This is a genomic window from Methanohalobium evestigatum Z-7303, from assembly GCF_000196655.1.
Lineage (GTDB): Archaea > Halobacteriota > Methanosarcinia > Methanosarcinales > Methanosarcinaceae > Methanohalobium > Methanohalobium evestigatum.
In genome coordinates, this window is sequence record NC_014253.1 from 1,268,355 (window position 1) to 1,290,381 (window position 22,027).

General features: G+C 36.7%; 18 protein-coding genes. 12 read left to right on the forward strand and 6 right to left on the reverse strand.

All coding sequences use genetic code 11. From position 1 onward, the window contains the following. Positions 1–21 precede the first annotated feature (21 nt). The 5 genes from METEV_RS06370 (at position 22) to METEV_RS06390 (ending at position 2,660) form a co-directional block, all read left to right on the forward strand. Positions 22–387 carry a winged helix-turn-helix transcriptional regulator gene (locus tag METEV_RS06370; protein WP_013194712.1) on the forward strand — a complete coding sequence of 122 codons (366 nt, stop codon included), beginning with the start codon at positions 22–24 and terminating at the stop codon, positions 385–387. A gap of 144 nt (positions 388–531) precedes the next feature. Further along, positions 532–930: a TrmB family transcriptional regulator gene (locus METEV_RS06375; protein WP_013194713.1), complete on the forward strand. Its 399-nt coding sequence runs from the start codon at positions 532–534 to the stop codon at positions 928–930. Positions 931–932: 2 nt separating this feature from the next. Further along, positions 933–1,556, forward strand: coding sequence for a 4Fe-4S binding protein (locus METEV_RS06380; RefSeq protein ID WP_013194714.1), 624 nt, complete (start codon positions 933–935; stop codon positions 1,554–1,556). Positions 1,557–1,803: 247 nt separating this feature from the next. Further along, complete coding sequence (locus METEV_RS06385; protein ID WP_049891072.1) at positions 1,804–2,019, forward strand: transposase; 216 nt, start codon at positions 1,804–1,806, stop codon at positions 2,017–2,019. A gap of 443 nt (positions 2,020–2,462) precedes the next feature. After that, positions 2,463–2,660 carry a hypothetical protein gene (locus METEV_RS06390; RefSeq protein WP_013194715.1) on the forward strand — a complete coding sequence of 66 codons (198 nt, stop codon included), beginning with the start codon at positions 2,463–2,465 and terminating at the stop codon, positions 2,658–2,660. A 192-nt stretch (positions 2,661–2,852) separates the two neighbouring features. Here the strand turns inward: METEV_RS06390 and METEV_RS06395 are convergent, their stop codons facing one another. Further along, positions 2,853–3,929 carry a uroporphyrinogen decarboxylase family protein gene (locus METEV_RS06395; protein ID WP_013194716.1) on the reverse strand — a complete coding sequence of 359 codons (1,077 nt, stop codon included), beginning with the start codon at positions 3,927–3,929 and terminating at the stop codon, positions 2,853–2,855. Between the two features lie 240 nt (positions 3,930–4,169). Between METEV_RS06395 and METEV_RS06400 the strand changes: the two genes are divergently transcribed. From METEV_RS06400 to METEV_RS06415, 4 genes are all read left to right on the forward strand, one after another. Further along, positions 4,170–5,768, forward strand: coding sequence for a NosD domain-containing protein (locus METEV_RS06400; protein ID WP_013194717.1), 1,599 nt, complete (start codon positions 4,170–4,172; stop codon positions 5,766–5,768). Positions 5,769–5,972: 204 nt separating this feature from the next. Further along, the gene (locus tag METEV_RS06405; RefSeq protein WP_232216831.1) at positions 5,973–12,413 is read left to right on the forward strand and encodes an RICIN domain-containing protein; all 6,441 of its coding nucleotides are present in this window, start codon (positions 5,973–5,975) and stop codon (positions 12,411–12,413) included. 36 nt (positions 12,414–12,449) lie between these two features. Then, complete coding sequence (locus METEV_RS06410; RefSeq protein WP_013194719.1) at positions 12,450–13,184, forward strand: hypothetical protein; 735 nt, start codon at positions 12,450–12,452, stop codon at positions 13,182–13,184. A 181-nt stretch (positions 13,185–13,365) separates the two neighbouring features. Next, entirely contained in the window at positions 13,366–15,495 is a 2,130-nt protein-coding gene (locus METEV_RS06415; protein WP_083810144.1) for a PAS domain S-box protein, read from the forward strand. Positions 15,496–16,063: 568 nt separating this feature from the next. Here METEV_RS06415 and METEV_RS06420 read toward each other — a convergent pair. The 5 genes from METEV_RS06420 to iscB form a co-directional block, all read right to left on the reverse strand. Next, positions 16,064–16,393, reverse strand: a complete 330-nt coding sequence (locus METEV_RS06420; RefSeq protein WP_157197305.1) for a restriction endonuclease — start codon at positions 16,391–16,393, stop codon at positions 16,064–16,066. A gap of 177 nt (positions 16,394–16,570) precedes the next feature. After that, positions 16,571–16,957, reverse strand: coding sequence for a peptidyl-tRNA hydrolase (locus METEV_RS06425; RefSeq protein ID WP_013194722.1), 387 nt, complete (start codon positions 16,955–16,957; stop codon positions 16,571–16,573). 131 nt (positions 16,958–17,088) lie between these two features. Continuing rightward, a complete protein-coding gene (locus tag METEV_RS06430) occupies positions 17,089–18,393 on the reverse strand; it encodes a GAF domain-containing protein (RefSeq protein WP_013194723.1) in 1,305 nt (434 codons plus the stop codon). A gap of 399 nt (positions 18,394–18,792) precedes the next feature. After that, the gene (locus METEV_RS12690; RefSeq protein ID WP_232216832.1) at positions 18,793–19,053 is read right to left on the reverse strand and encodes a hypothetical protein; all 261 of its coding nucleotides are present in this window, start codon (positions 19,051–19,053) and stop codon (positions 18,793–18,795) included. A gap of 30 nt (positions 19,054–19,083) precedes the next feature. Then, positions 19,084–20,022 (reverse strand): RNA-guided endonuclease IscB, encoded by a 939-nt coding sequence (gene iscB, locus METEV_RS06435; RefSeq protein ID WP_232216833.1) that lies wholly within the window; start codon positions 20,020–20,022, stop codon positions 19,084–19,086. Between the two features lie 501 nt (positions 20,023–20,523). On the opposite strand from iscB, the gene METEV_RS06445 reads away from it, so the two are divergent. The 3 genes from METEV_RS06445 (at position 20,524) to METEV_RS06450 (ending at position 22,022) form a co-directional block, all read left to right on the forward strand. Further along, positions 20,524–21,063 carry a hypothetical protein gene (locus METEV_RS06445; protein WP_013194724.1) on the forward strand — a complete coding sequence of 180 codons (540 nt, stop codon included), beginning with the start codon at positions 20,524–20,526 and terminating at the stop codon, positions 21,061–21,063. 206 nt (positions 21,064–21,269) lie between these two features. Beyond that, the gene (locus tag METEV_RS12865) at positions 21,270–21,401 is read left to right on the forward strand and encodes a hypothetical protein (RefSeq protein ID WP_269634930.1); all 132 of its coding nucleotides are present in this window, start codon (positions 21,270–21,272) and stop codon (positions 21,399–21,401) included. 33 nt (positions 21,402–21,434) lie between these two features. After that, on the forward strand, positions 21,435–22,022 hold the full coding sequence (locus METEV_RS06450) for an IS607 family transposase (protein ID WP_013194725.1): 588 nt from the start codon (positions 21,435–21,437) through the stop codon (positions 22,020–22,022). The last annotated feature ends 5 nt before the right edge of the window (positions 22,023–22,027 follow it).

The window sequence follows — 22,027 nt, forward strand, 5'->3', positions numbered from 1 at the left end:
ATAATTGTATAGTGGATTACTATGAAAAGGGAAAATAATGCTCACTGTAAAAACGTTAACTGTACACAGAAAGGAGGAAATGAGGTATGTTTATGCCCAGTTGGTAACGTTATAAATGTGGTTAGCAAAAAGTGGGCATTATTGATTATAGCAACCATTGGAAATAACGAAAAAATAAGGTATACCAAGATTATGAAAAACCTGGCTGATATAAGCCCCAAAACTTTAGCAGACAGATTGAAAGAATTAGAAAATTTCGGGCTAATTGAAAGAGAAACATTTGATGAAATACCACCAAGAGTAGAATATTCCTTAACACAGGATGGTATTGAATTAAGGGATTCAATGATACCTCTGATGGAGTGGGCATCAAAAAAGAAAAAATAAAAAGCTGATATGTAGGCACCCACTATTTTCCAGTCAAAATAAAACACGGTACTTCTGTTTTTTAGCAGTTTATATCGGTACTCAGCGTATTTTATATAGAACTGAGGATATATAACAGTACTGACAAAAATCAGAGGTATTAATATGTTAGATTTTGCCTGCAAAGAATTTGAATTGGATGACGTGTTCAAATGTGCACTCAACTTGACTAGATCTGAGCTCAAAATAATGAACAAATTTCTGGAAAATGATGACACATGGTTCACATCAGATGACATTGCGGTAACGATGGGTCTCGACCTATCGACTGTTCAAAAAGCTGTTAAAAAATTATACACAAGCGATGTATTGAACAGGTCTCAAAAAAACCTTGATAATGGTGGTTATGTGTACATATACAAAGCACGCAGCAGGGAAGAGATGAAGAAACTTGTACTGAGTATCGTCCACATCTGGGTGAACAGGGTCGAAAACGAGTTTGATAATTGGATAAATGAAAAACAAAATTACATTTATGCTGCAGAAAAAGTTAAGAGTGGTTAATTATGTTGAGGATAACACCCTATATGGGTATCATAGTATTAATTGTAGCTACCGCTGGTCTCTGGTATCCGATACTCGGATACTTCATGGTTCTAATGCTTGCTACATTGATGATTATTAGTCCATTCAGAGGTAGATGGTTCTGTGGGAATATATGCCCCAGAGGTAGCCTCTATGATTTCTGGGTTGGGAAGATAACAAAGGGTAAGAACATACCTAAAATCCTTGAAAGTATGTGGATAAGAGTTCCTGTATTTGTAGCAATGATGGGATTTATGGGTTACCGTATATTTGCAGTGATGCAAACTGAAAGCTTTGTCAACCAGCTTGGGATGGTATTTGTATCCATGTGTTTTGTTTCAACTTCTGTTGCTGTTATACTCGGGGTATTCGTCAGTCCAAGGACATGGTGTACCATTTGCCCGATGGGAACAGTTCAGAGGGTCATTGGTGGGGATAAATATCAGCTGCATGTAAATGATGATAAATGTATATCATGTAACAAATGCAGCAAAGTTTGCCCGATGCATCTTGACGTCAAAAATGTAAGCACTAATCCTGATTGTATCAAATGTGAACGATGCGTTGATAACTGTCCAAAGGACGCTTTGAACTTCCCACATTAATTTTTAAATCAATGAAAATACTGGAGCAGTACTGATTTGCTCCTGATACATTTTTACGAGAAATGGGGGCGCAGGGGTAGAGAAAGCCCATGAGTTTACAGGGTGTCCGACAATTCTGGACTACTATTAATCTATTTTTATCAATTAGACAAATAAATTGCAAAGATTGCGATTCTAATCAGCAGTGTACAGATAGAAATGACGGGATAAGACAGTTGAGAGTCGTTTGTGTGTCATAGGACAGAAAATGTTTGAGAAAAAAGATGAATACTTACAGGGCTCAGAGGACTTACAACCTGAGAAATATACCGTAGAACCAATTATCGGAAACTACAAACAGAATCTAAGGTTCAGGGAGTTCATTACAATGGGATTAGATTCTGTAAAAACTGGATTCAATCTTGTCTGTTCAGCTGTTAATCTGAAAAAGATATGGTTGAAATCAAAACAAATGATTGATTGAAAATCAATCATTGTATTGTAGATTAACAAAAACATCTGCAAAATATCGGGATACTTATTATTACTTGATTAATTATTGTCGGACAGACTGTAAAGTCGTTGGCTTTCACGTACCCCTGTTGCCCCACTTTCGTAATCAAAGTTTTGAAGGATTCATTGAAATTACTTTAACTAAATTTTTTATATATTATTGTTGTTTGCTAGATAATTCTACTAAAAAGTACCACCTACATCTGATAATATAGTTGATAACTCAATATTTGTTGCTTATAATTATATCAACAAACGATGAAATATATTGCAAATTAGTAACAAATAATCTGTGCTCAACTATAATTGTTCTTAAATGATTTTAAGTGGAAAGATTATAACTTTGTAACAAGTATTTCATTTTCAAAATAGTTAAATACTCTATAACCCAATTATTCACACGAGGTATGAACAATGGTATGGAGTTTCTCAAAACTTGATGAGGATAGTATCAAAGCTATCAATGAACTTGAAAAGAAGATGGGAATTATTTTGCTTGCTTTTTCAGATAGGGATATAAAAGCTGCAGACCTTGATGAAGACCAATTAAAGTCCATAAAGGATCTGGAAGATAAATTAGATATGTCTCTTGTTGCTGTTACCAAGAAATAAGTTATTCTCAAATGGAAGACATATCGTTAATAAGCAAAGCATCAAATACTGTTAATTTTAATTTTTTCATGAAGTATATTTGTCCTCCATATTCATACCCAGAGGTTTTTAATACTGATTAAATTTGCTGAATTTAGTTGATAGATAACGATATCTATAGGTATTCTGCAAACACTCAAAAAAATGAAAATATTAGCTGTATTTTCCATACATCTCTGCTGCATCAACCATTGCCATTACTTTGATAGGAGCAGCATTTGGTGGAAATTCACAACCAGCTGCCAGTATGTAACCACTTGGAGAATTCATACCTTCTTCGATATTTTCACGGCAAAGTTCCAATACTTCATCATAAGAACTGCTCTGGAACAGTGGTGGGTTAATATTTCCGCATATTACATCATGGTCTCCGAATGCATCTATTTGTGTTTTTATAGACGTTTCAGGTCCAAACAGCCACACGTATTTACCTGACCAGTCGTTTTCTTCCCTCATCTTGACATAATAGGGGATGTTACCGTTCTGGTCTGCACACGGATGCATCAGAACCGCTGGAATTCCGCGTTCTCTCACATGATCATGTATTTTCTTCACGTAGGGATAGGCAAACTCTTCAAACATCTTTGCTGATATCATGGTATTTGATTCAGATGGACCACCGTCAAACGGGAGTAGGTTTTTCGGTCCATATTTATCTGCGAAATAATCAACGGCATTGATAAACATGTCACTTACCTTATCAAGAATCTGGTGTACTACATCAGGCTTGGTTACAACCCAGTTGAAAAACTTGGATGTTTCAGCTATTACCGATGCAGCGGTGAAAACACTCCCTATCTGTACTGTAACAGGCATTCCACGTTCTGCACATTTAGCTGCCACTTTATCGGCTTCTTTATAAGCGCCTGGTAGCTCATCCCTGAAATCAGGAACTTTCAGGTTTTCTACATCTTCTACCTTGTTCACCGGATGTTCTTCTACATAGGGTGCTCCCTGACCCTTTCGATATGGGAACCCAATCTTACCGCCGAATTCCCATGCTCCACATGAAGCGTATCCATACATAGGTGTCTGTTCATAACCGTGAAGCCGCATAGATGCGAACTGTGCATCAAAGCACATATCTCCATCTGCATAGAAATCCCCAAGAGAAATACCGGTTATATTTGTTGCATACCCTTCTATAAAGGGTACTACTGGTACACGGTCAGGTTTTTGCCCGGACATGACAGCTGCCATGCGTTCGGGAGAAGTCATTCTTGTTGTCATTTATATACTCCCCATATAACATTGTAATTATATATGTGTGAAAACATATAAATATATTTTTCCTTTGACGCTTCTGAACTCATGGGCTTTCTCTACCCCTGTTCCCTGTTCTTTATAAAAGTACCACTGTTTCATCTGGGCTTATATACTATAAGTATCAAATATTTTTGTATGAGGAGGGTCAATTCTGTAATCTTGGGCTTCCAGATTTCAACTTAAAAATAAAAAGCAGGTATAAAAATGAAGATTCTTCTAATACTTCTGGTTTCGACTATATTAATGGTCAGTACAGTAGGGGCAAACACAATTAATGTTAACGAAAGTGGCTGGTGGGAAGATACCAGCTCTTTTAATATATCTTCCACTCCTATCAAGGCAGCTATAAATAATGCAAGCAGCGGTGACACAATTCTTGTAGATTCAGGTAACTACTATGATAATGTGGATGTTACAATTCCATTAAATATAACTTCTATAAATGGTGCTTCGGTTACAAGTGTAATTGCAGCTGTATCAAGTGATAATGTATTCCATATTACTGCTGAAGGTGTGACAATTAATGGTTTCGATGTGAGTGGTGCTACCAGTACCAGTTGCAGTGGTATACGTATTGAAAGTTCTAATCACTCCAACATATTCAATAACATGGTGTCAAATAATAAGCTTGGTATCTCTTTAATTAATTCTGACAACAATAATATAACTGGCAATACTGCACCGGGTAACGACTATGCGGGGATTTATCTGCAGCAGTCCGATAATAACGATTTAAACGATAACATTGTATCAGACAACAATCAATATGGTATCTATTTGACTTCTGCTGGAGGCTTTTCCAGTGACAATAATTTTACCAATAACACTGTACATCAAAATTCTAAAGGTATTTTTTTGCAATCTCCTAATGATAGTACTTTGATTGATAACAATGTTTTTAACAATACTAATAATGGTATTACTTTGGATAGTTCTGGAGACCCCTTCGATACTGAAAATAATACCCTTATAAGTAACACAGTTTTAAATAACTATAACGGCATAATAATTGATGATATTAACTACAACAAATTAAATGAAAACAATGTATCAAATAATACCAACAAGGGTATCCATCTGTTTTATTCCCACTACAACAAGCTGATTGATAACGCCATATTGGATAATAATAATATAGGGTTTTTGAGTATTGGGGGACTAGATTTGCATACTTCATCTAACAATTTTATTGGGAATAATAATATCTCTAATAATGGGTACAATGGTATAGAGATTGATTTTTCTGAACTTAATGATTTGAGTGGAAATACTTTGTCTAATAATGTTGAGTATGCCATATATTTTGACGGTCCTAGCTATGAACATTACATCTATAACAATACCATATCAAATAATGAACGTGGTGGCATATCTTTGAGTGGTTTAAGAAACCATATCTACAATAATTACTTCAACAATTCCAATAATGCTGATTTCTATGCAGGTTCCGACAATCAATGGAACACTACTAATACAACCGGTCCCAATATTGTAAATGGCTCCTATGTTGGAGGAAATTTCTGGGTTCATCCCGATGGTACAGGTTTCAGTGTGGAAAATGAGGATTCCAATGGTGATGGATTCTGTGACAACAGTTACAATATAAGTAGTAATAATATAGATTATTTGCCACTTGCTGGAGACAAAGAGGAAGCTTCTCCTGGAGAACCTGCTCCTGTGGAACCTGCTCCCGAGGAACCTACTCCTGACCATTGGGCTGGTGTACCAACAATTAATCCGGTACTTCTGGTCGGTGTACTCGGTATTGCAATGTTGTTATTTTTGAGAAGAGAACAGAAATAAGGAATATGACAAATACTGTTAAAAATCCTTATTTCTTTTTTTCCTTTATACTAAACCAGATAATGTTAACAATGGAATATTATTTACCTAATAATATATAACCAGTTAAAAATTTATACAGTTTTCAAAATTTATTCGCAAGGTTAATATAACAGAAAAATCCATATTTTAATTTAGGGAAGTTTAGGGGTTGAAATTGACATCATGGCTACTGGAAACATCATGGCTACTGGAAAAGCCATTGTTCGTTGTGTTCATTTCAGGTTTTTTCTTCAGTTTTTTGCAGTGTTCACGACAATCCTGATGATAGGAGCAGGTATCTCACCGGCGTTAGCTGTGCCTGAAAATGATTCTTTTTTTAATTCTTCCAGTGAATCTGCAACCGTCTCTCCCATTGAGGTTTCCGCATTAAACGCCGTGGCTCAATCGATAGCTATCGCAAATCAACGCAGCACTGGGATAAACCAGGATATATCCGTTGCAAGCAAAATTTCATCAGAACCAGCTCCCCTAAACATCCCAACATCTAATACCGACATGAATCCGGATGATTACGGTCCTGATAGTGATGGAGACGGCATCTCGGATTCTCTCGAAGAGACACATGGAACTGATGTCAATAACACAGATTCAGATTTTGACAGGCTTGATGACCTCTATGAGATTCAAAACGGCCTTGATCCCCTCGATCCCGATTCCAATCATGACGGTCTAGCTGATTATTTCGAAGTCCACAACGTCACATCACTGGATATAGATGGAGACGGATTTGAAAATGCATGGGACCTTGACAATGACGGCGATGGTGTGATCGATGCCCTCGACCTTTCACCGTTTTCAAAATCCGTGTCAAACGAAAGTTTTGAATTCAACATCAATACAAGTGGGCAACCCACATACCTGAACTTCCAGATACGTCCTGAAAACCCAGAACATCTTAACTTGTTTTTACAGAGCTGGGATTGGCCTGATGACAGTCAGGGAACTATGAAAGACTTAAACAGTTCCAAAAATGACGTTGACGTCACTCCGATGCTCGAGCTCACCGTACCTTCGGACTGCAACATCATCTCAGCAGTTGATGGGAAATGCCTGCAGACTCAAAATAATACGAACAAAAACGTGACAAATGTCACTACAGGAAATTGTACCGGTGAAGATAACCAGTTATGGAAACTGGAACCTGCAGATGAGAACCATTACAGTATCATCTTAAAAAACACCAGCAAATGTCTGCAGGTAGGAAATGCCAGCCAGGATGGTGTGGTAAATGTAACTATAGGGGATTATACCGGTCAAGACCATCAACTTTGGAAACTGGAATCTGAGAATGAAAGATATTATAAGCTCGCGGCTAAACATAGCGGGAAATACCTTGAAATAGATAACACAACAAACAAAACTTTAATCCAAAACGCTTCTCAGGGAAACAACCGTCAGTTGTGGGAAATTGAAATCGTCGGCGGTATTAATTCTAACCCTGATGATCTTAAAGATTACGGGATTTCTACTACACTGGGAAAAGCATACGTTCCTCTTTCTCCTGTAAAGGATTTCGGGAACACGGTGGCTCTGAACGCCCGTATGTTCTATCCGCAGGATATATCACAGGATGTTTTAACCCGGGCACAACTTACTTGGATGGTCACCGGGCAGACAGACAGGCCAAAGAAAGTATCCCTTAAAACCCATAAGGGTCAGTATGTCTCGGTAGACAGTACTACATCGGAGCTGGTCGCCAGAAGTAACACCATCACAAATGATAGTATCTTTGAGATAGTATATCTTGATAATAATAAAGCAGCGCTGAAAACTTCTGGTAACAAATATGTATACGCTGCCAACGGCGGCGGTGAAGAACTGATAGCAAACAGCACAGAAATCGGTGAATGGGAGATTTTTGAACTTGTTCAACTTGAAAACGGTAAAATTGCTTTGAAAGCCAATAACAGTCAGTACGTTTCCGCTGAGAACGGAGGTGGAGCTGGACTGGTTGCTGATAAAGATGACCACAGAGACTGGGAATCGTTCTCACTGACCAATCATGAATATGAATCCATATCTTCAACCCTTGCAACTTATGATGAAGGTTTTATGCTCACCGGGTTCAATGTTGAAGAAAACCATGGTTCAGATTTTGGGCTGTTTTACAGCAAGGACAAGGAACGCACCTTTGAAGCAGGATTCATCTTCGCTTATACGTTCCTGAGGGACCAAACCTGCATCGATGAGATGCCTGATAAATTACATGATGAACATAATGTCACAATCGATTATCAAACAGGTTCTGCCGGCCATCAGGATAAAGCACTGGCTATGGTTACCAGTAAAATAACACCCGATATACTGTCTTCTTTGCCTGAAGATATTATCTTTCCTGTAATCGGTGTATTTGAAGACGATTTTCGACAAACTTCAATGGATGACCTGGCAGTAGAATCTTCTGTAACAGGTAGTAGTTTTGATATAGATTTGAAAAGTCAGCCTTTGACTACCACAAAAAGCATGAAGATGAGCTGGTATGATACAGGTACAGATGAAACTCTCACAACAGAAAACGTCCTTGAAGAGGTTCAGGAATGGGGAATAGACAACAGCATTGATGAGGATACTCTTGCAACGTTCATGAACCTGGTGATTGCTTGGGAGACAGGGGAAACCACGGTTACTAAAATAGGCAATATTGTAACGGATTTCAGTTCTCCAGAAGGTGATGACGTACTTGATGCGATCAACAGTTTTGGAATAGCATCAGTTAGTTTTGTTTGTAATCTAATAATTGGAGGAACCGCGTTATATTCTTACATAGCTTTCACCAAAATAGAACCACTTGCAAAGATTGCAGGCCAGACTAACTGGAAACTCATGAAAGCAATGTCTGAATCAATCTCAAAGGTAAGTACCGGCACACTGGGATTTGTCAACAGAGCTAGCAGTGTTATATCAGCTATCGGGTGGGCTGTTGTTGGTGCAGTAGCTTTCTACGCGTTTTGGTCGATTGCAAAAAGTGAAGGTTGGTCTGAATATGGAGTATTCGTCGGGTCATTATATGCAACACTTATGGTTTTATATGCAGTTGCCCTGTGGGCTATAGCATCGATACCTGTAGTTGGATGGGCTATAGCAGCACTTGTAGCACTTACAGACCTGATAATCGGGTGGATATTTGGTAAAGGTTGGTCACAGATGTTCTTTGAATGGCTTATCGGGCTTTTTACGGAGGTCCGGGTCAGGACAGAATTAGACATGAAGATGCAGGATATGTCCGTAAATGTGGACGATTATATGAATAACGGCCTGACCGAAGGTGACCGTATAGAACTGGATAGTAAATTCAAAGGCATTGTGACAACCACAAAACACGGTTCATATTCAAATGTAATAAACAGTTATATCTACCCACAATACAGGTGCAGTTCAGAGTATACGATAGATTATAACAGTACCACTACTGAAGGTAATACTTCTGTAAACAAAGAAGAAAAAACCGTCAATATAGAAATCTTCAAAGGATTTACCTATACATATACTTATGACATATGGAAAAAAGAAACCGATTATGCAACAAATTTATGGGTGAAACCTGAAGCTGCTGTTAATTTCCCGTTCGAATTCTGTCTGAGATCGAATTATAAGGTATACTACGATAATTGCTGGTGGCTCTTTGGCTGGCACTGCAGTCAGAAGAGTAAAGTAGATTCTCAAGATTCAGACCCAACTACATTCTATTTTGATGTCATGCCTGAAGACATCGAAAATTTTGCAAACTGGACAGCTATTTCATCCAATGACATCGATGGTGACGGTGTTTTAAATGAAGACGAGATGCGTTATGGCAGTTTCCAGATTAGATGGGATACAGACAATGACGGTTTATCTGATGGTTATGAAATCGAATATGGTACTTCACCGGTAAACACAGATACCGACGGAGACGGACTCGAAGATGGGGTCGAACTGCGGTATGGATATGACCCTTTGAACCGGGATACTGATGGTGACAAACTTAGTGATTTTGAAGAACATCAGGGCTGGGACATCGAATACGAATTTTATGGAGAAAAATTTACCCAGCATGTATGGTCAAGCCCCTTGCAACAGGATACTGACAACGATGGATTGAGCGATTTCAGTGAATTCCTTAAAGGTTTAAACCCCCGTTCCAGGGATACCAACGGCAACGGTATACTGGACCCTGAAGACCCGGATTTCATATCAAAAGCATACATAAGTAATGTTGATATGAACGGTATGGGCAGTAGTGTAAAGACCGATCCTGGGACAAATATTACTGCGATTATAAATTATACCCTGACAGGCAAATCAAACGATTCTGGAGATGACCCTGCAAGGTGCTGGTTGTTTGTGAGCCTTGAAAACTCCACATTAAATGAAGAGATATACAACGGTACACCTGCAGTGAAAAACGAAACATTCGGATCTTCCACCGTGTTGTTCAATGCTCCAAACAGTACAGGTATCTTTAACTTGAGTTTCTATCAGACCTGGAATAAATCTCAAACGGCTACTGATGAAGAAAATAGGGAAGTTATTGGTATTATCGATACTCAAGATTATCCTGACAGGGGTGAAGGTTGGGTAGATAACGGAGAAGACAAAGATGGTGACGATATCATAGACGCAAATGAAAAGATAGGATGGCCTGTGATTATCACTAATTCTACAGGAACATATACGGTCTATGTCACCAGTGATCCAAAGTTTAAAGATAGTGATTTTGACGGACTGAACGATTATACAGAATGTTACCTGCCAGATAATACAAGTTCGAATCCTCGCAACTCTGATACGGATGGTGATGGTCTGTACGATTATGTGGAATATAATATTGGTACCAATCTGACAAATTATGATACCGATGGAGATGGACTGGACGATGGGACGGAAATATTCTTTGGAAGCAGTCCGTTCAACCAGGATACTGACGGTGATGGACTGGATGACCGGACCGAATACGATATATCATCGAACCCATTGGATGAAGATACCGACAGTGATGGATTATCAGATCATGAAGAATACGAATTTGGATCAAATATCCTCAAACCAGACCCCGATGAAGACGGTCTGTTCGATAACCTTGAATTAGAATATGATACGGACCCATTTGACCCAGACACAGATGGCGATGGACTGGATGATGGACATGAAGTGCATGTTGCTGGCACGGATCCAACTTCATTAGATACTGACAGTGATGGTTTGTCGGATTTTGAAGAAATGGAAATTCGTACCGACCCGTTATCAAAAGATACAGATAATGACGGGTTGAATGATTCTCAGGAAATAAATATTGGTACAAATCCATTGATAGAAGATACTGATCTTGATGCAGTTAATGATTCACACGACATGGACTCATTCATACCTAATGTCAGAAACATTACGGTAGTATACGATGCAACCGAGGAAAATGAAGAACTGCTGGATACTTTGAACAAATATACTAATATTACTATCTATTCTGCGGATGAATTTCTGATGAACCATTCAGATGAACAACACGTTCTTTTGCTCGGCAAACTAGGAACGAATGATAACACAGCTGGTAACCTCATATACAATGTGCTCAGGGATGATGGTGATACTTTAACTAACATGCTGATTTCTAATTATGATAGAATGGCTGTCAGGTATGGAGTTTGGAACCAAACACAAACCGTTGTTATGCTTTCAAAACCCTACATGTATGATTATTGCAGAATACTGGATGTATTCAGGAGTGAAAAAATCACAACTTCTACCAGTTCAATACAGGTTGAATCAATGGCAGAAAAGAAGATCTTTTTGATCGATTCCGCCGATTCGGTAAAAAGAACAGATTCATCAGTGGGCATGGTTTTTGATACCAATGTCACTCCATTTGTAAGTATTCGACTGCTTAAAACATCATCGACTCCTCTGTCATCCAGTTCAGGGCTCTCGTCCGATGAATACGCGTTAGGAAAATATCTTGAAGTTATATTAGATGAAAATCTAGAAAACTCTGAAGATAATGTGATGAACAGTTCCCTGGTGACCATCTACTACCGTTCCGGTGAACTTGACAGAAATAGTGACGGTGATTCATCTGATACCTACGACATAGACGAAAAAACACTTAGTGTCTATCGTTTCAATGAAGATAAACACAAATGGGTAAAGCTCCAAAATACCGGAGTTCATACCGGCAATGTTGAAATGTACGGTGAAAAATACGCAGGATATATTTGGGTAAAAGTGCCACAGTTCTCCATATTTACTCTTGCAGGAACTCTAAACAGAGCCGAGTCTAACGGTCCAATTGACTCGGATTTGGATGGACTGGCCAATGTAGTAGAATACAGGATTGGTACCGATCCATTTAACCCTGATACTGATGGTGACGGTATCATCGATTCAAAGGATTCTGATCCTCTTGTACCATTCAAACCAGATCAGGAAATAGAGCAGGAAGATGATATCGACGGGTCCAAGGCTCCAGTAGAACAACCTTCAGATGATGCTGATATAGTAGAACCTGCGCCAGATGAACCATTACCAGATAAAGAGGGATTAGTACCTTATTCAGTATGGATAATGTTTATAATAGCAGGTATTGTAGTTTTAATGTCATACCTGTTGTTATCCAGGAAAAAGAGATGATTATACAGGAATTAACTAATAAGGGGAGTGTTTCAGGTGTCATTAAAGGGTGAAAAAAGGGTAAATAAACAACTAATTGTTTCTCTGGGTATCATATTAATCATCTCCATGTTGACTATTTTTACCATATATTATGCTGAAAACAGGGAGGTTAATGATGCTAAAACACTCACAAGCAGGATTCTAAGTGCATCCAATGATGTCAAATCCTACCAATTCGATATCCACAGCAACATCTCAATGATGGGCGAGACTTATACACTTGTTAGAGGAAATGGCACTGTAGACTATTTGAATGAGAAAATGGACGTTAAATTAAAATCTATGGAAGATTCGATCGACCTGATAATTGTTGACGATACTGCTTATTTCAAAAACGGAGAAAATCTTTGGGATACAAAAAATCTGAACCAGGAAATCTGGGACGGCTATGACCAGTTGACCAGTATGAACCTGCTTCTGGAAAAGTCCACAGTATTGAACATGAATAAAACAGATACATATTTTGTGCTCACAGCTTTGCCTGATACCAATATGTTATTACAGGAAGCTGAAAAAACAGGTCTGCAGCTTAATGGTGACGAACAACTGACAGAATATAGTATAAGGTACATCATCGAGAAAGACAGTTACCATATAAATTCCATAAAAAGTCATATAGAGTTCAGGATGAATGTTCAGGGACTGATGACACCTGTAATCATAAACAACCGTGTTGATATATACAACTACGATATGCAGAAAAAGATAGAAGCACCAATAATTGTATAATTATATTCTACTTAGCGCTCTCTGAAGAATAAACTGGTCTTTTTGTTAATATCAAACGCCATACATATTTAGCTTTGTCAAAATGACTAAATACTGATTTACACATAAATATAACTGGTTTTTGATATTCAGGGAGGCTTCAAAAATATCCAACAATGTATTAAATTCACTTTATATGGTGATGAATGAAGGGGTTTGTTTTCATGAAATCATCTATGATAAAAAAGGATATCCAGTTGATTATTTAATAATAGATTGTAATCCTGCTTATGAATCGACCATCGGTTTAAAAAAAGATGAAGTGTTAGGAAAAAAGGCTTCAGAAGTTTATGGTACAGATGAACCTCCTCATTTATCTACATATGCAAAAGTGGCTGAAACTGGTGAACAAACATATTTTGAAACTTATTTTCCACCATTTGACAAATATTTCAAAATATCTGCTATATCACCTGAAAAAGGAAAATTTGTAACTATCTTTAACGATATCACCGAATATAAAAAATTAAAAGATGATCTCCAACAAACAATAACTGAATTCAATTATCTTTTTGACAGCATGGAAGATGCTCTTTTTGTAGGTGATTTGGAAGGCAACATCCTTGATGTTAATGAAACTGCTGTTAAAAGATTGGGTTATTCTAAGAAAGAAATACTTTCAATGCATGTTAAGGATATAGATGGGCTTTACAATGAAAACGGAGTTAAAACTAAGCTTATGAATCTTCCTGAAAATGGGAAACAAAGGTTTGAATCGGTCCATGTAACAAATAATGGTAACAAAATCCCGGTAGAAATCAATTCAAACTTGATTAGTTATAGGGGAAAAACAGCTGTTCTTAGTGTAGTTCGTAATATTACTGATAGAAAAAACGCAGAAAACCAGATTCAAAGAAAAGTAGAGGAACAAAAGGCACTGTTGTCATCTACACCTGCTTATGTATATTTAAAAGATAGTAAATTGAATTATCTCACAGCAAATGATGCTTTCTGTAAAGGAGTAGGTTTACCAGTTGAAAATATAAAAGGCAAGAATGACTTTGATTTGTTCTCAGGGAATGATGCAGAAAAATTCCGTTCAGATGATGCATCGGTTATGAACTCCGGCAAACCAATTTATAATTTTGAAGAAACATACACTACATCCAAATGTGAAAAAAGGTGGGCTCTTACATCCAAAGTACCCTATTTTGATGTTGAAGGAAACGTCATAGGAATAGTTGGTAGTTCATTGGATATCACTGAAAGGAAACGAATGCATGAGAGATTAGAAAAATCTGAGTATGAAAAAAGGGTTATCCTTGATTCTACTTCAGAAATAGTTGTGTACCATGACCTTGAGGGCAGGATTTTATGGTGTAATAAAGCGGCGACTAAATTTACAGGTCTTAATGGTAGTGATTTAATAGGTCAGTATTGTTATAAACTGCTGTACAATAAATCAGAAATCTGTGACAATTGCCTTATAAATGAGATTTTAAAAACCGGAAAACATCAGGAAGAAACTGTAACCTTTACAGACAGGATATTGAACATTAAAAAGGACCCGGTTCGAGATACCAGTGGAGATATAATTGGGATTATAAGTGTTGGCAATGATATCACTGATAAAGTTAAAACCGAAGAAAAAATACAGAGATATGCAGAGGAATTGGAAAAAATGAACAGAGAGCTTGAACATCGTGTTCGGAAACAGACAGAAGAGATCATAAATGCTGAAAGGACAAGAGAACTTGAACTCCATCACAGAATAAAAAATAATCTTCAGGTAATATCAAGTTTGCTCAGCCTTCAATCAGAAAATTTCACAGATGGCAAAGTCAAAGATGCTTTCATAGATACACAAAATCGTGTCATATCGATGTCTCTTGTTCATAACAAATTGTACCAAACCAATGGGCTGGAGAATGTAAACTCAAAAGATTACATAGAAGACCTTGTTGACCATCTGGTAGGCCTATATGGTGGTTCTAACATTACTATAAAAATCGATGTTCAGGATATATATTTTGGAATCGATACCATTATTCCACTTGGAATGATTATAACTGAACTTCTGTCTAATTCTTTGAAATATGCGTTCTTTGATGATGAACAAGGTGAAGTATATGTTGGACTTTATCAGAATGATGAAGAATATTATAAATTAATCGTAGCTGATAATGGCAAGGGCTTTTCAGAGGAAATTGATATAGAAGAACCTAATACACTTGGTCTACAGCTAGTAAATAGCCTTGTCGACCAGATTAATGGTGACCTTGAAGTAGAGACCATAAATGGTACAAAATTTGTCATCAAGTTCACTTGTTAATTCTATACTTCTCACACTGACTGCTCTCCCACGAGTAAACAGGTTGTCCGACAATTATAGACTACTATTAATCTATTTTTATGATGGTCTTAGCTCAAAATCCATGGGTTCGCCCTCTCTACCCAATAGGTTTTGTATATTTTTTATAAAATATTTTGCAACTGAGAAGACCTATTTAGGAAGTAGTTTACCTATATATAAGCAATGTTTCAAAAAACTGAGAGGTTCTTCATCATGTACAATATCCGAAAATATCCGCATTCAAAAAGGTTATTAATTAATATATAAACGTGTTAATAGATATTTTCGATTATTCGATAAACAAGGTCTATAGAAAATTTTCTCAATGACATAAGACTAGAATGGATGAGTCCTGAAATTTTGATTTAAATATGTTTGAACTCGGGTCACCATTTTCAAAATCTATAGTAAATCAAAAAGATCAAACTGGATAATCTGGTTCTAATAACTTTATTTCAATTTTAAACATTTGCTTCAGTGTTCTGATTCTATACTCTAATAATGAAGAACAGTCAGTCATATCACCTTATCCCATCATCCAGACAGTTTAATATTTTTCAACGATATTTCCAAGCTCGTTCCTGTTTATCAATTTTACATCAATAACATCCGCTAATAGTTCTACTTCTTTACTGAAAGGCTCAGTGTTTATTATTTCTGCTCTGTCACACCTATAATAGATTTTAGCAGAAGAAACCTCATGAACGGTTGAAACTGAAGCAAACTCTCTGGAACAAATCTTTATAGATACCTTTTCGACACCTTCCAACGTTGCCAGGAGGTCTGCGCCAGTATCTATACCTGGAATTCTTTGGACATGGTAACCTCTGTTTTTGTAATAATTTTCTACTTCCTGCAACAGTTCTTTCCATAACATTGATTCAAAATTTTGATGAGTTATGTTCAAAATTTAAACTCCAATTTTTATTTATAAGTCAGCAACCAACTAATAAATTAGTTGATGTCTAAAAATCCAATACCATAAGTTTTTGTTTCCAAATCCTGAAGAACCCGGTTAAAAAGATGGTACATAAAAATTCTACAATAGATGTTTTCAAAAATAATCAAAATTTTTCACCAAATTATCTATTATCTGTGCTTTTGCAGGACCTATAGCCATCATAATCATGTTGTTGTTCTTATTGCAGATAAAACTCGCAGGAACCCCTACTCCATAAACTGCTTTTTCATAAAGCTCATCCATTTCTGAAAAATCATTACACATCAATAACACTGTGTCCTGATAACAATAACAGCACCAGATGTCGTAATCCATTTCGTTTGCTTTATTTATAGAAGCTTTAGCTACATGATCTATTTTATCGACATAATCCTCATGAGACAAATACGATTGTGTACAGTAAACTATTACTTGCCTGCATTGATGGTTGCATGTACTGGGTACGAATTTATTATGAAAATTTTTCAACTTTTCAAACATTCTATCACTTTACACACTTTAGCTGGACCAGATTATTGAATAAACCACTAAAAATTGATACAAAAGTAAAGTTGACGTTCATATTAACCCCTATGTTAGTTATTAATTTCATATTATTAGACAAACCATTCTCAACTTTGCTTGTTTTCATAAAGTTCAAGTTTATTAGGTACAATTGATGAACTCAAAGCATGATATTCATAGAGGTTCATCTCAGCCTTCATCCGTGCGATAAAACCACCCAATTGTGCGGCAATTGTTTCAATGGCTGTACGGATATCAACGGGAATTTCATCATACAAATGAGATGACAGGTTTAATGAACCCAGTACTTCTCCGTTACAGACTAACGGTATAAGTGCAACTGCACGCAATCTTTCGTTTTTATTTGCAAATAGGTCCGATTTAAACGGGATTTCAGAATAGTCCTTGTAAACCGGTTGACCGGTCATTATAATTCTGTTAAGAATGGAATTTGAACCCAGATATGATATATTATTCACGAATTCATGAGATAATCCTTTATACACCATCAGGTTCAAGTTTCCGTATTCATCTATAAAATGAATACATCCACAATCAATAATACCTATATTTATGGTTAAATCAAGCACCTGGTTCAAAATTTCCTCAGGCTCATCAAGGGAATTTATAACAAGCGCGATATCATGTTCTGTATGCAGGATATTTTCAGTATGTTTCCTGTCAGTAATATCAACAATAATCCCCTGATAAGAAACAGGATTACCATCTTTATCCCGCTGGATAAAAGTTCTCTCATCCACCCATCTGATTTTACCCGATTTAGTAACTATCCTGTATTCCTGCGAAAAATCATTATGTCCTTTTTCCCTGCGTTTGCAGAGTTCATATTGAACACGTTCCAGATCGTCAGGATAGATTATGTCTCCGTATTGAAGTTCTCCTGTAACAAATTCATCTGGTGTATAACCAAAACGGTTTATGTTGTCCGATACAAATTCAACAGGCCATTTTTCTTCAAGTTTACATTCCGACTTCCACTGAAAAACTATCGCAGGACTATTGTTAATTATCGATTCAAGTTCATCTTTTATTGCAAGTGTTTCCTGGAGTTTTTCTTCTTCCATTTTCGAATCTGTAATATCTATGACTATACTCAAGTATTGTTGAGAAGAGTCGGTGTTAGCATGGCTAATGACTTTTTCATTAACCCATCTAATATCTCCAGAGTTTGTAATAACTCTATATTGAAGGGATATATCATCACTACCTGACTTACTACAACTAGCAAAGTTCTTAGTTACGTCATCTATATCTTTTGGATGGACTATATCTAAATAATTAATGTTTCCTGATGTGAGGTCATCTCTAGCATATCCAAAAGGCTGAGTGCTTGTTATATATTCTACAGACCAATCATATCTTGATTTCCATAAAAACAAATATACATCCATATCTGGTCCCGGTTTTTATTGGTTATATTTGAGTCAGTGAAACAAATTTCAAATTTGTATATATTGACTAATAAACAATATATGAGAATAGGTATATATAATAACTTGAAGTAATTAATCAATGAGAACAGTATTGTCAATTACATATTTATTGTTCTTACCATTAATTAAATCAACATCGTTGATTTTACTTAGAACGAGATTTTTCTGCATCGCAGGTTTTTAGTAATTAATTTACCTATATTATAAAAAAGACCAATTAAATACTACGAAACAGAGTTAAAGTTTTCTGTTTTCATATATCAAAAGATATATTTCTATTATATTTTTGTATAATATTCATCCAATTGGTCGCAGGAGACTCCCTGCGCGAGCTGGGAGAGGAATGCGACCTATCTTTTAGATTTGTATCTGTTGAGTTAGAGTTGTACATCTTGCTGATATTCTCCTGCAGTTTTTCTTAACGTTAGGATTTTTCTTGAAGGTATTTCCGAATATATCCATGATGCTGAAGTTACCTGATGTTCTTTTGCCTTTTATGAACCCGGAAACATCTGGAGTTTCGATGAAATCGAATTTTCTCAATCCATGAAGTTTTCCGGTTGGAATTTTCTTCTTGGATCTGGCACCTTTAGTCTGTTGATAATCTCCGCTGCTCACGTGTTTCTTATAATACACAACATCTGAAAGCTATATGTTCGGATTTGGGTTATTCTCGTTGCAACAGATTGCTACAGCATCGTTGTAATGAGTCTTTTCCAGATTTAGTTTCTGTTCTCTCTTGTATTTGGTTATGTACCCGAATGTTTCCTGAAACTTCCAGTTCAGTTTTCTTATCTGCGACCTGACAATACCCATCTCGGTTGGATGTTTTGTGTTAGACGGTTTTTTGTTTATCGTGAATTCGCCATCATGCAGCTTGCCATGACAGGTTTCGCAGAGAGTAATCAGATTGTCAGGTCTGTCAGTTCCACCGTTGCTTCTGAAAACTATGTGGTGGCATTCTAATTTCGGGTCTTTCGACCTGTTCTTACATTTTTGACAGGTGTAGTTGTCTCTATGCAGAACGTATGTCCTAATGTTGTAGTATCCTTTCAAATCACCGTTCTGGTAACCTGTACCTGAAACATTTGGATTTGTGATTTTGTGTATATCGAACGAAGCAGTTTCAACAATCCATTTCTTGACAGGTAGAATGGATTCCACGAATCTTCTTTCTCTTTCGTGGGACTGCACTTTGCTCTTGATTGATGGAGCTATTCTTTCATCTTTCTTGGAATTTCCCCTGTTATTGAATCTCGGTTTTCTGTACCTTGTCTTTCTTGATCTCCTGTTTCTCCTGTAACTGGCTCTTTGCTGTAATTTTTTAGATATATCATCTATTAGTTCTACTTCTGACTGATACAGTACTTCGTCGTTAGCAACAGCAGCACACCCGATGTGTTTTGAACCGGAATCCATCCCGGCAACCACTGGTTGGGTGTACTCAGTTGTTTCGTAGAGTAATTTGATAGAAAATGGAGTTCTTCTGATCACTTTAGCTTTGCCAGATTGCAATAATCTTCTGGCTTTGGCAGGTCTCGTAGGCATTAGAGGTTTCTTGTTTTTGCTTATAACAAATACACGCATTTGTAATTCCTCCTTAAAGGAGTTGTGCGTAGGTCAGGACTGTCGGGTTCAGTCCTGATTTCCGACATCCTCTCGACCGGAGTACCGGAGGTTTAAAAGTACAGTCACTGTTCCTACCCTTCCAGAACTGTTTAGACTGCATTCTCAGAGCAAGGGACTGAGGCGGCATCCCAGGGTGACTACTGTTGTATTCTCCGGTATTGTTTACTGGATTTCTTTTTGACATATATAACCCGCATCCAGTGGTCTGGTCAACCAGGAACCTGTCTTATAGATACAAGCTCCTCCCTCAACTGAAGCATTTGCTTCAGTTAGGGAGGGGTAGTTGACTTTTCCTTCTGCTTTTACTTTTTTTAGCCAATCTTCTTTTCTTTTTTTCAGGCCTTAGTCACTCATTTGAACCACCGATGGTTTTAGTATTAAAAAATTACATTAAGGTAATACAAAATACTAAAGTTATATGTTTTTCATGCTAATTATCATGATTAACAATGTTAATTTTTGGTTGTTAAAAAAGATTATATAGCCCATCATAAATCGTTAATCTGGGGTGATATAATCCACCAGATTTATGTCTTTGACCTGGACGACACATTGGCAACACCAGACAAAGAAGCTGACAGGAAATCCTATTTTATGGAAATCGACCATTTGGAACCAGTACCAACTATGATTCAGTTTTTCAACGAGACCAAATCTAGACATCCAACCATGATTCTAACTACTCGACATCCGGATTTGAAACCAAAAATAGAAGATATGTTTGAATGCACTGTAGAGTGCAGAAACTTCTGCCTAACATGGAAAGAAATACTTGAAGCGCTCAGTACAGACGATAATCTTAATGACTTCATGACTCAGATGATTAACTGGAAAACAGGTGTGTTAAACCAACTTTCAGAACAATATCGTAAAGTTATATTCTTCGATGATTTGGTTCACAGATACGATGTATCCAGTCTAAAGGATAACATAGACCTCAAAAAACCACTGCATTTATCCGATGGAGAGCACCCAGGGTTCTTATACCAGCAGAAATAACAATATTTGGCTTTGTAGAAATCTTCTATAAATTATTATTTAAATATAGGTTTTGTAAGAAGGTGGTGTGTTAAATCAACTATATTAAATGGCTGGATACTAATCTCTATAACCTATAATGGTTTTAAAAGAATACAGCTGTAAATAAAACTCAGTACAGACCTGTATTTGAAGAGTTCAGCGGAATTATAAACCAGCTTTTCGGGATGGAAGTTAAAAACATAATTATAGGTGCAGGTTATACTGAGCTTGGTGATGTAGCAAATAATGTTGAGCTGATGAACGATGCAATGGCTACAGGCAAGAATATAGTTATTTTTAACCGTAAAAATAATTAATTATAATAACATTTTTTACTAATAGGTGGTAAAATAAAAGCGGGTGATGTTTTAAAAACGTTGAGAATAACAAGACCAACATTGTATAGATGTGTAGAAAATGGTTATATAAAAAGAACTTTACTCCCGAATGGACAATATGAATATGACGATGAATCTGTTTATGCTTTCTTAAATAAGGATGTGAAAAGAAAAACTGTGATATATGCCAGAGTTTCAACATCAAAACAGAAAAAAGACCTTGAAAACCAAGTGCAAATGCTTAAAACATGGGCGTTTAATTCGGGTTATCAAGTAAATCATATTTATTCGGATGTGTCTTCAGGGATTTCGTTTGAAAAGAGAAAAGATTTCTTTAAGATGTTGGATGAAATTACTAACTATAAAGTCGAAAACGTAATTATATCATATAAAGATAGACTAAGTAGAGTTGGGTTTGAATTGTTTTACCATTTGTTTTCCAAATACGGCACCAACATAATCGTTGTGTCGGATATCGGAAGTAAAAAATTGGATGATGAAGAAGTGTTCAGTGAAATAACATCTCTACTACATTGTTATTCCGTGAATCTATACAGCAAAACAAGAGCAAAGTCAATAGAAATAAAGAAAGAAGAATGATTGTG

Excerpts from the sequence above, each read along its gene's own strand:
- METEV_RS06415 (WP_083810144.1), top strand. The coding sequence starts at position 13,366 with ATGAATGAAGGGGTTTGTTTTCATGAAATCATCTATGATAAAAAAGGA.
- METEV_RS06370 (WP_013194712.1), top strand. The coding sequence starts at position 22 with ATGAAAAGGGAAAATAATGCTCACTGTAAAAACGTTAACTGTACACAG.
- METEV_RS06400 (WP_013194717.1), top strand. The coding sequence starts at position 4,170 with ATGAAGATTCTTCTAATACTTCTGGTTTCGACTATATTAATGGTCAGT.
- METEV_RS06395 (WP_013194716.1), bottom strand. The coding sequence starts at position 3,929 with ATGACAACAAGAATGACTTCTCCCGAACGCATGGCAGCTGTCATGTCC.
- METEV_RS06430 (WP_013194723.1), bottom strand. The coding sequence starts at position 18,393 with ATGGATGTATATTTGTTTTTATGGAAATCAAGATATGATTGGTCTGTA.
- METEV_RS06375 (WP_013194713.1), top strand. The coding sequence starts at position 532 with ATGTTAGATTTTGCCTGCAAAGAATTTGAATTGGATGACGTGTTCAAA.
- METEV_RS06380 (WP_013194714.1), top strand. The coding sequence starts at position 933 with ATGTTGAGGATAACACCCTATATGGGTATCATAGTATTAATTGTAGCT.
- METEV_RS06425 (WP_013194722.1), bottom strand. The coding sequence starts at position 16,957 with ATGTTTGAAAAGTTGAAAAATTTTCATAATAAATTCGTACCCAGTACA.
- METEV_RS06420 (WP_157197305.1), bottom strand. The coding sequence starts at position 16,393 with ATGTTATGGAAAGAACTGTTGCAGGAAGTAGAAAATTATTACAAAAAC.
- METEV_RS06405 (WP_232216831.1), top strand. The coding sequence starts at position 5,973 with ATGGCTACTGGAAACATCATGGCTACTGGAAAAGCCATTGTTCGTTGT.
- iscB (WP_232216833.1), bottom strand. The coding sequence starts at position 20,022 with ATGCGTGTATTTGTTATAAGCAAAAACAAGAAACCTCTAATGCCTACG.
- METEV_RS06385 (WP_049891072.1), top strand. The coding sequence starts at position 1,804 with ATGTTTGAGAAAAAAGATGAATACTTACAGGGCTCAGAGGACTTACAA.
- METEV_RS06390 (WP_013194715.1), top strand. The coding sequence starts at position 2,463 with ATGGTATGGAGTTTCTCAAAACTTGATGAGGATAGTATCAAAGCTATC.
- METEV_RS12865 (WP_269634930.1), top strand. The coding sequence starts at position 21,270 with ATGGAAGTTAAAAACATAATTATAGGTGCAGGTTATACTGAGCTTGGT.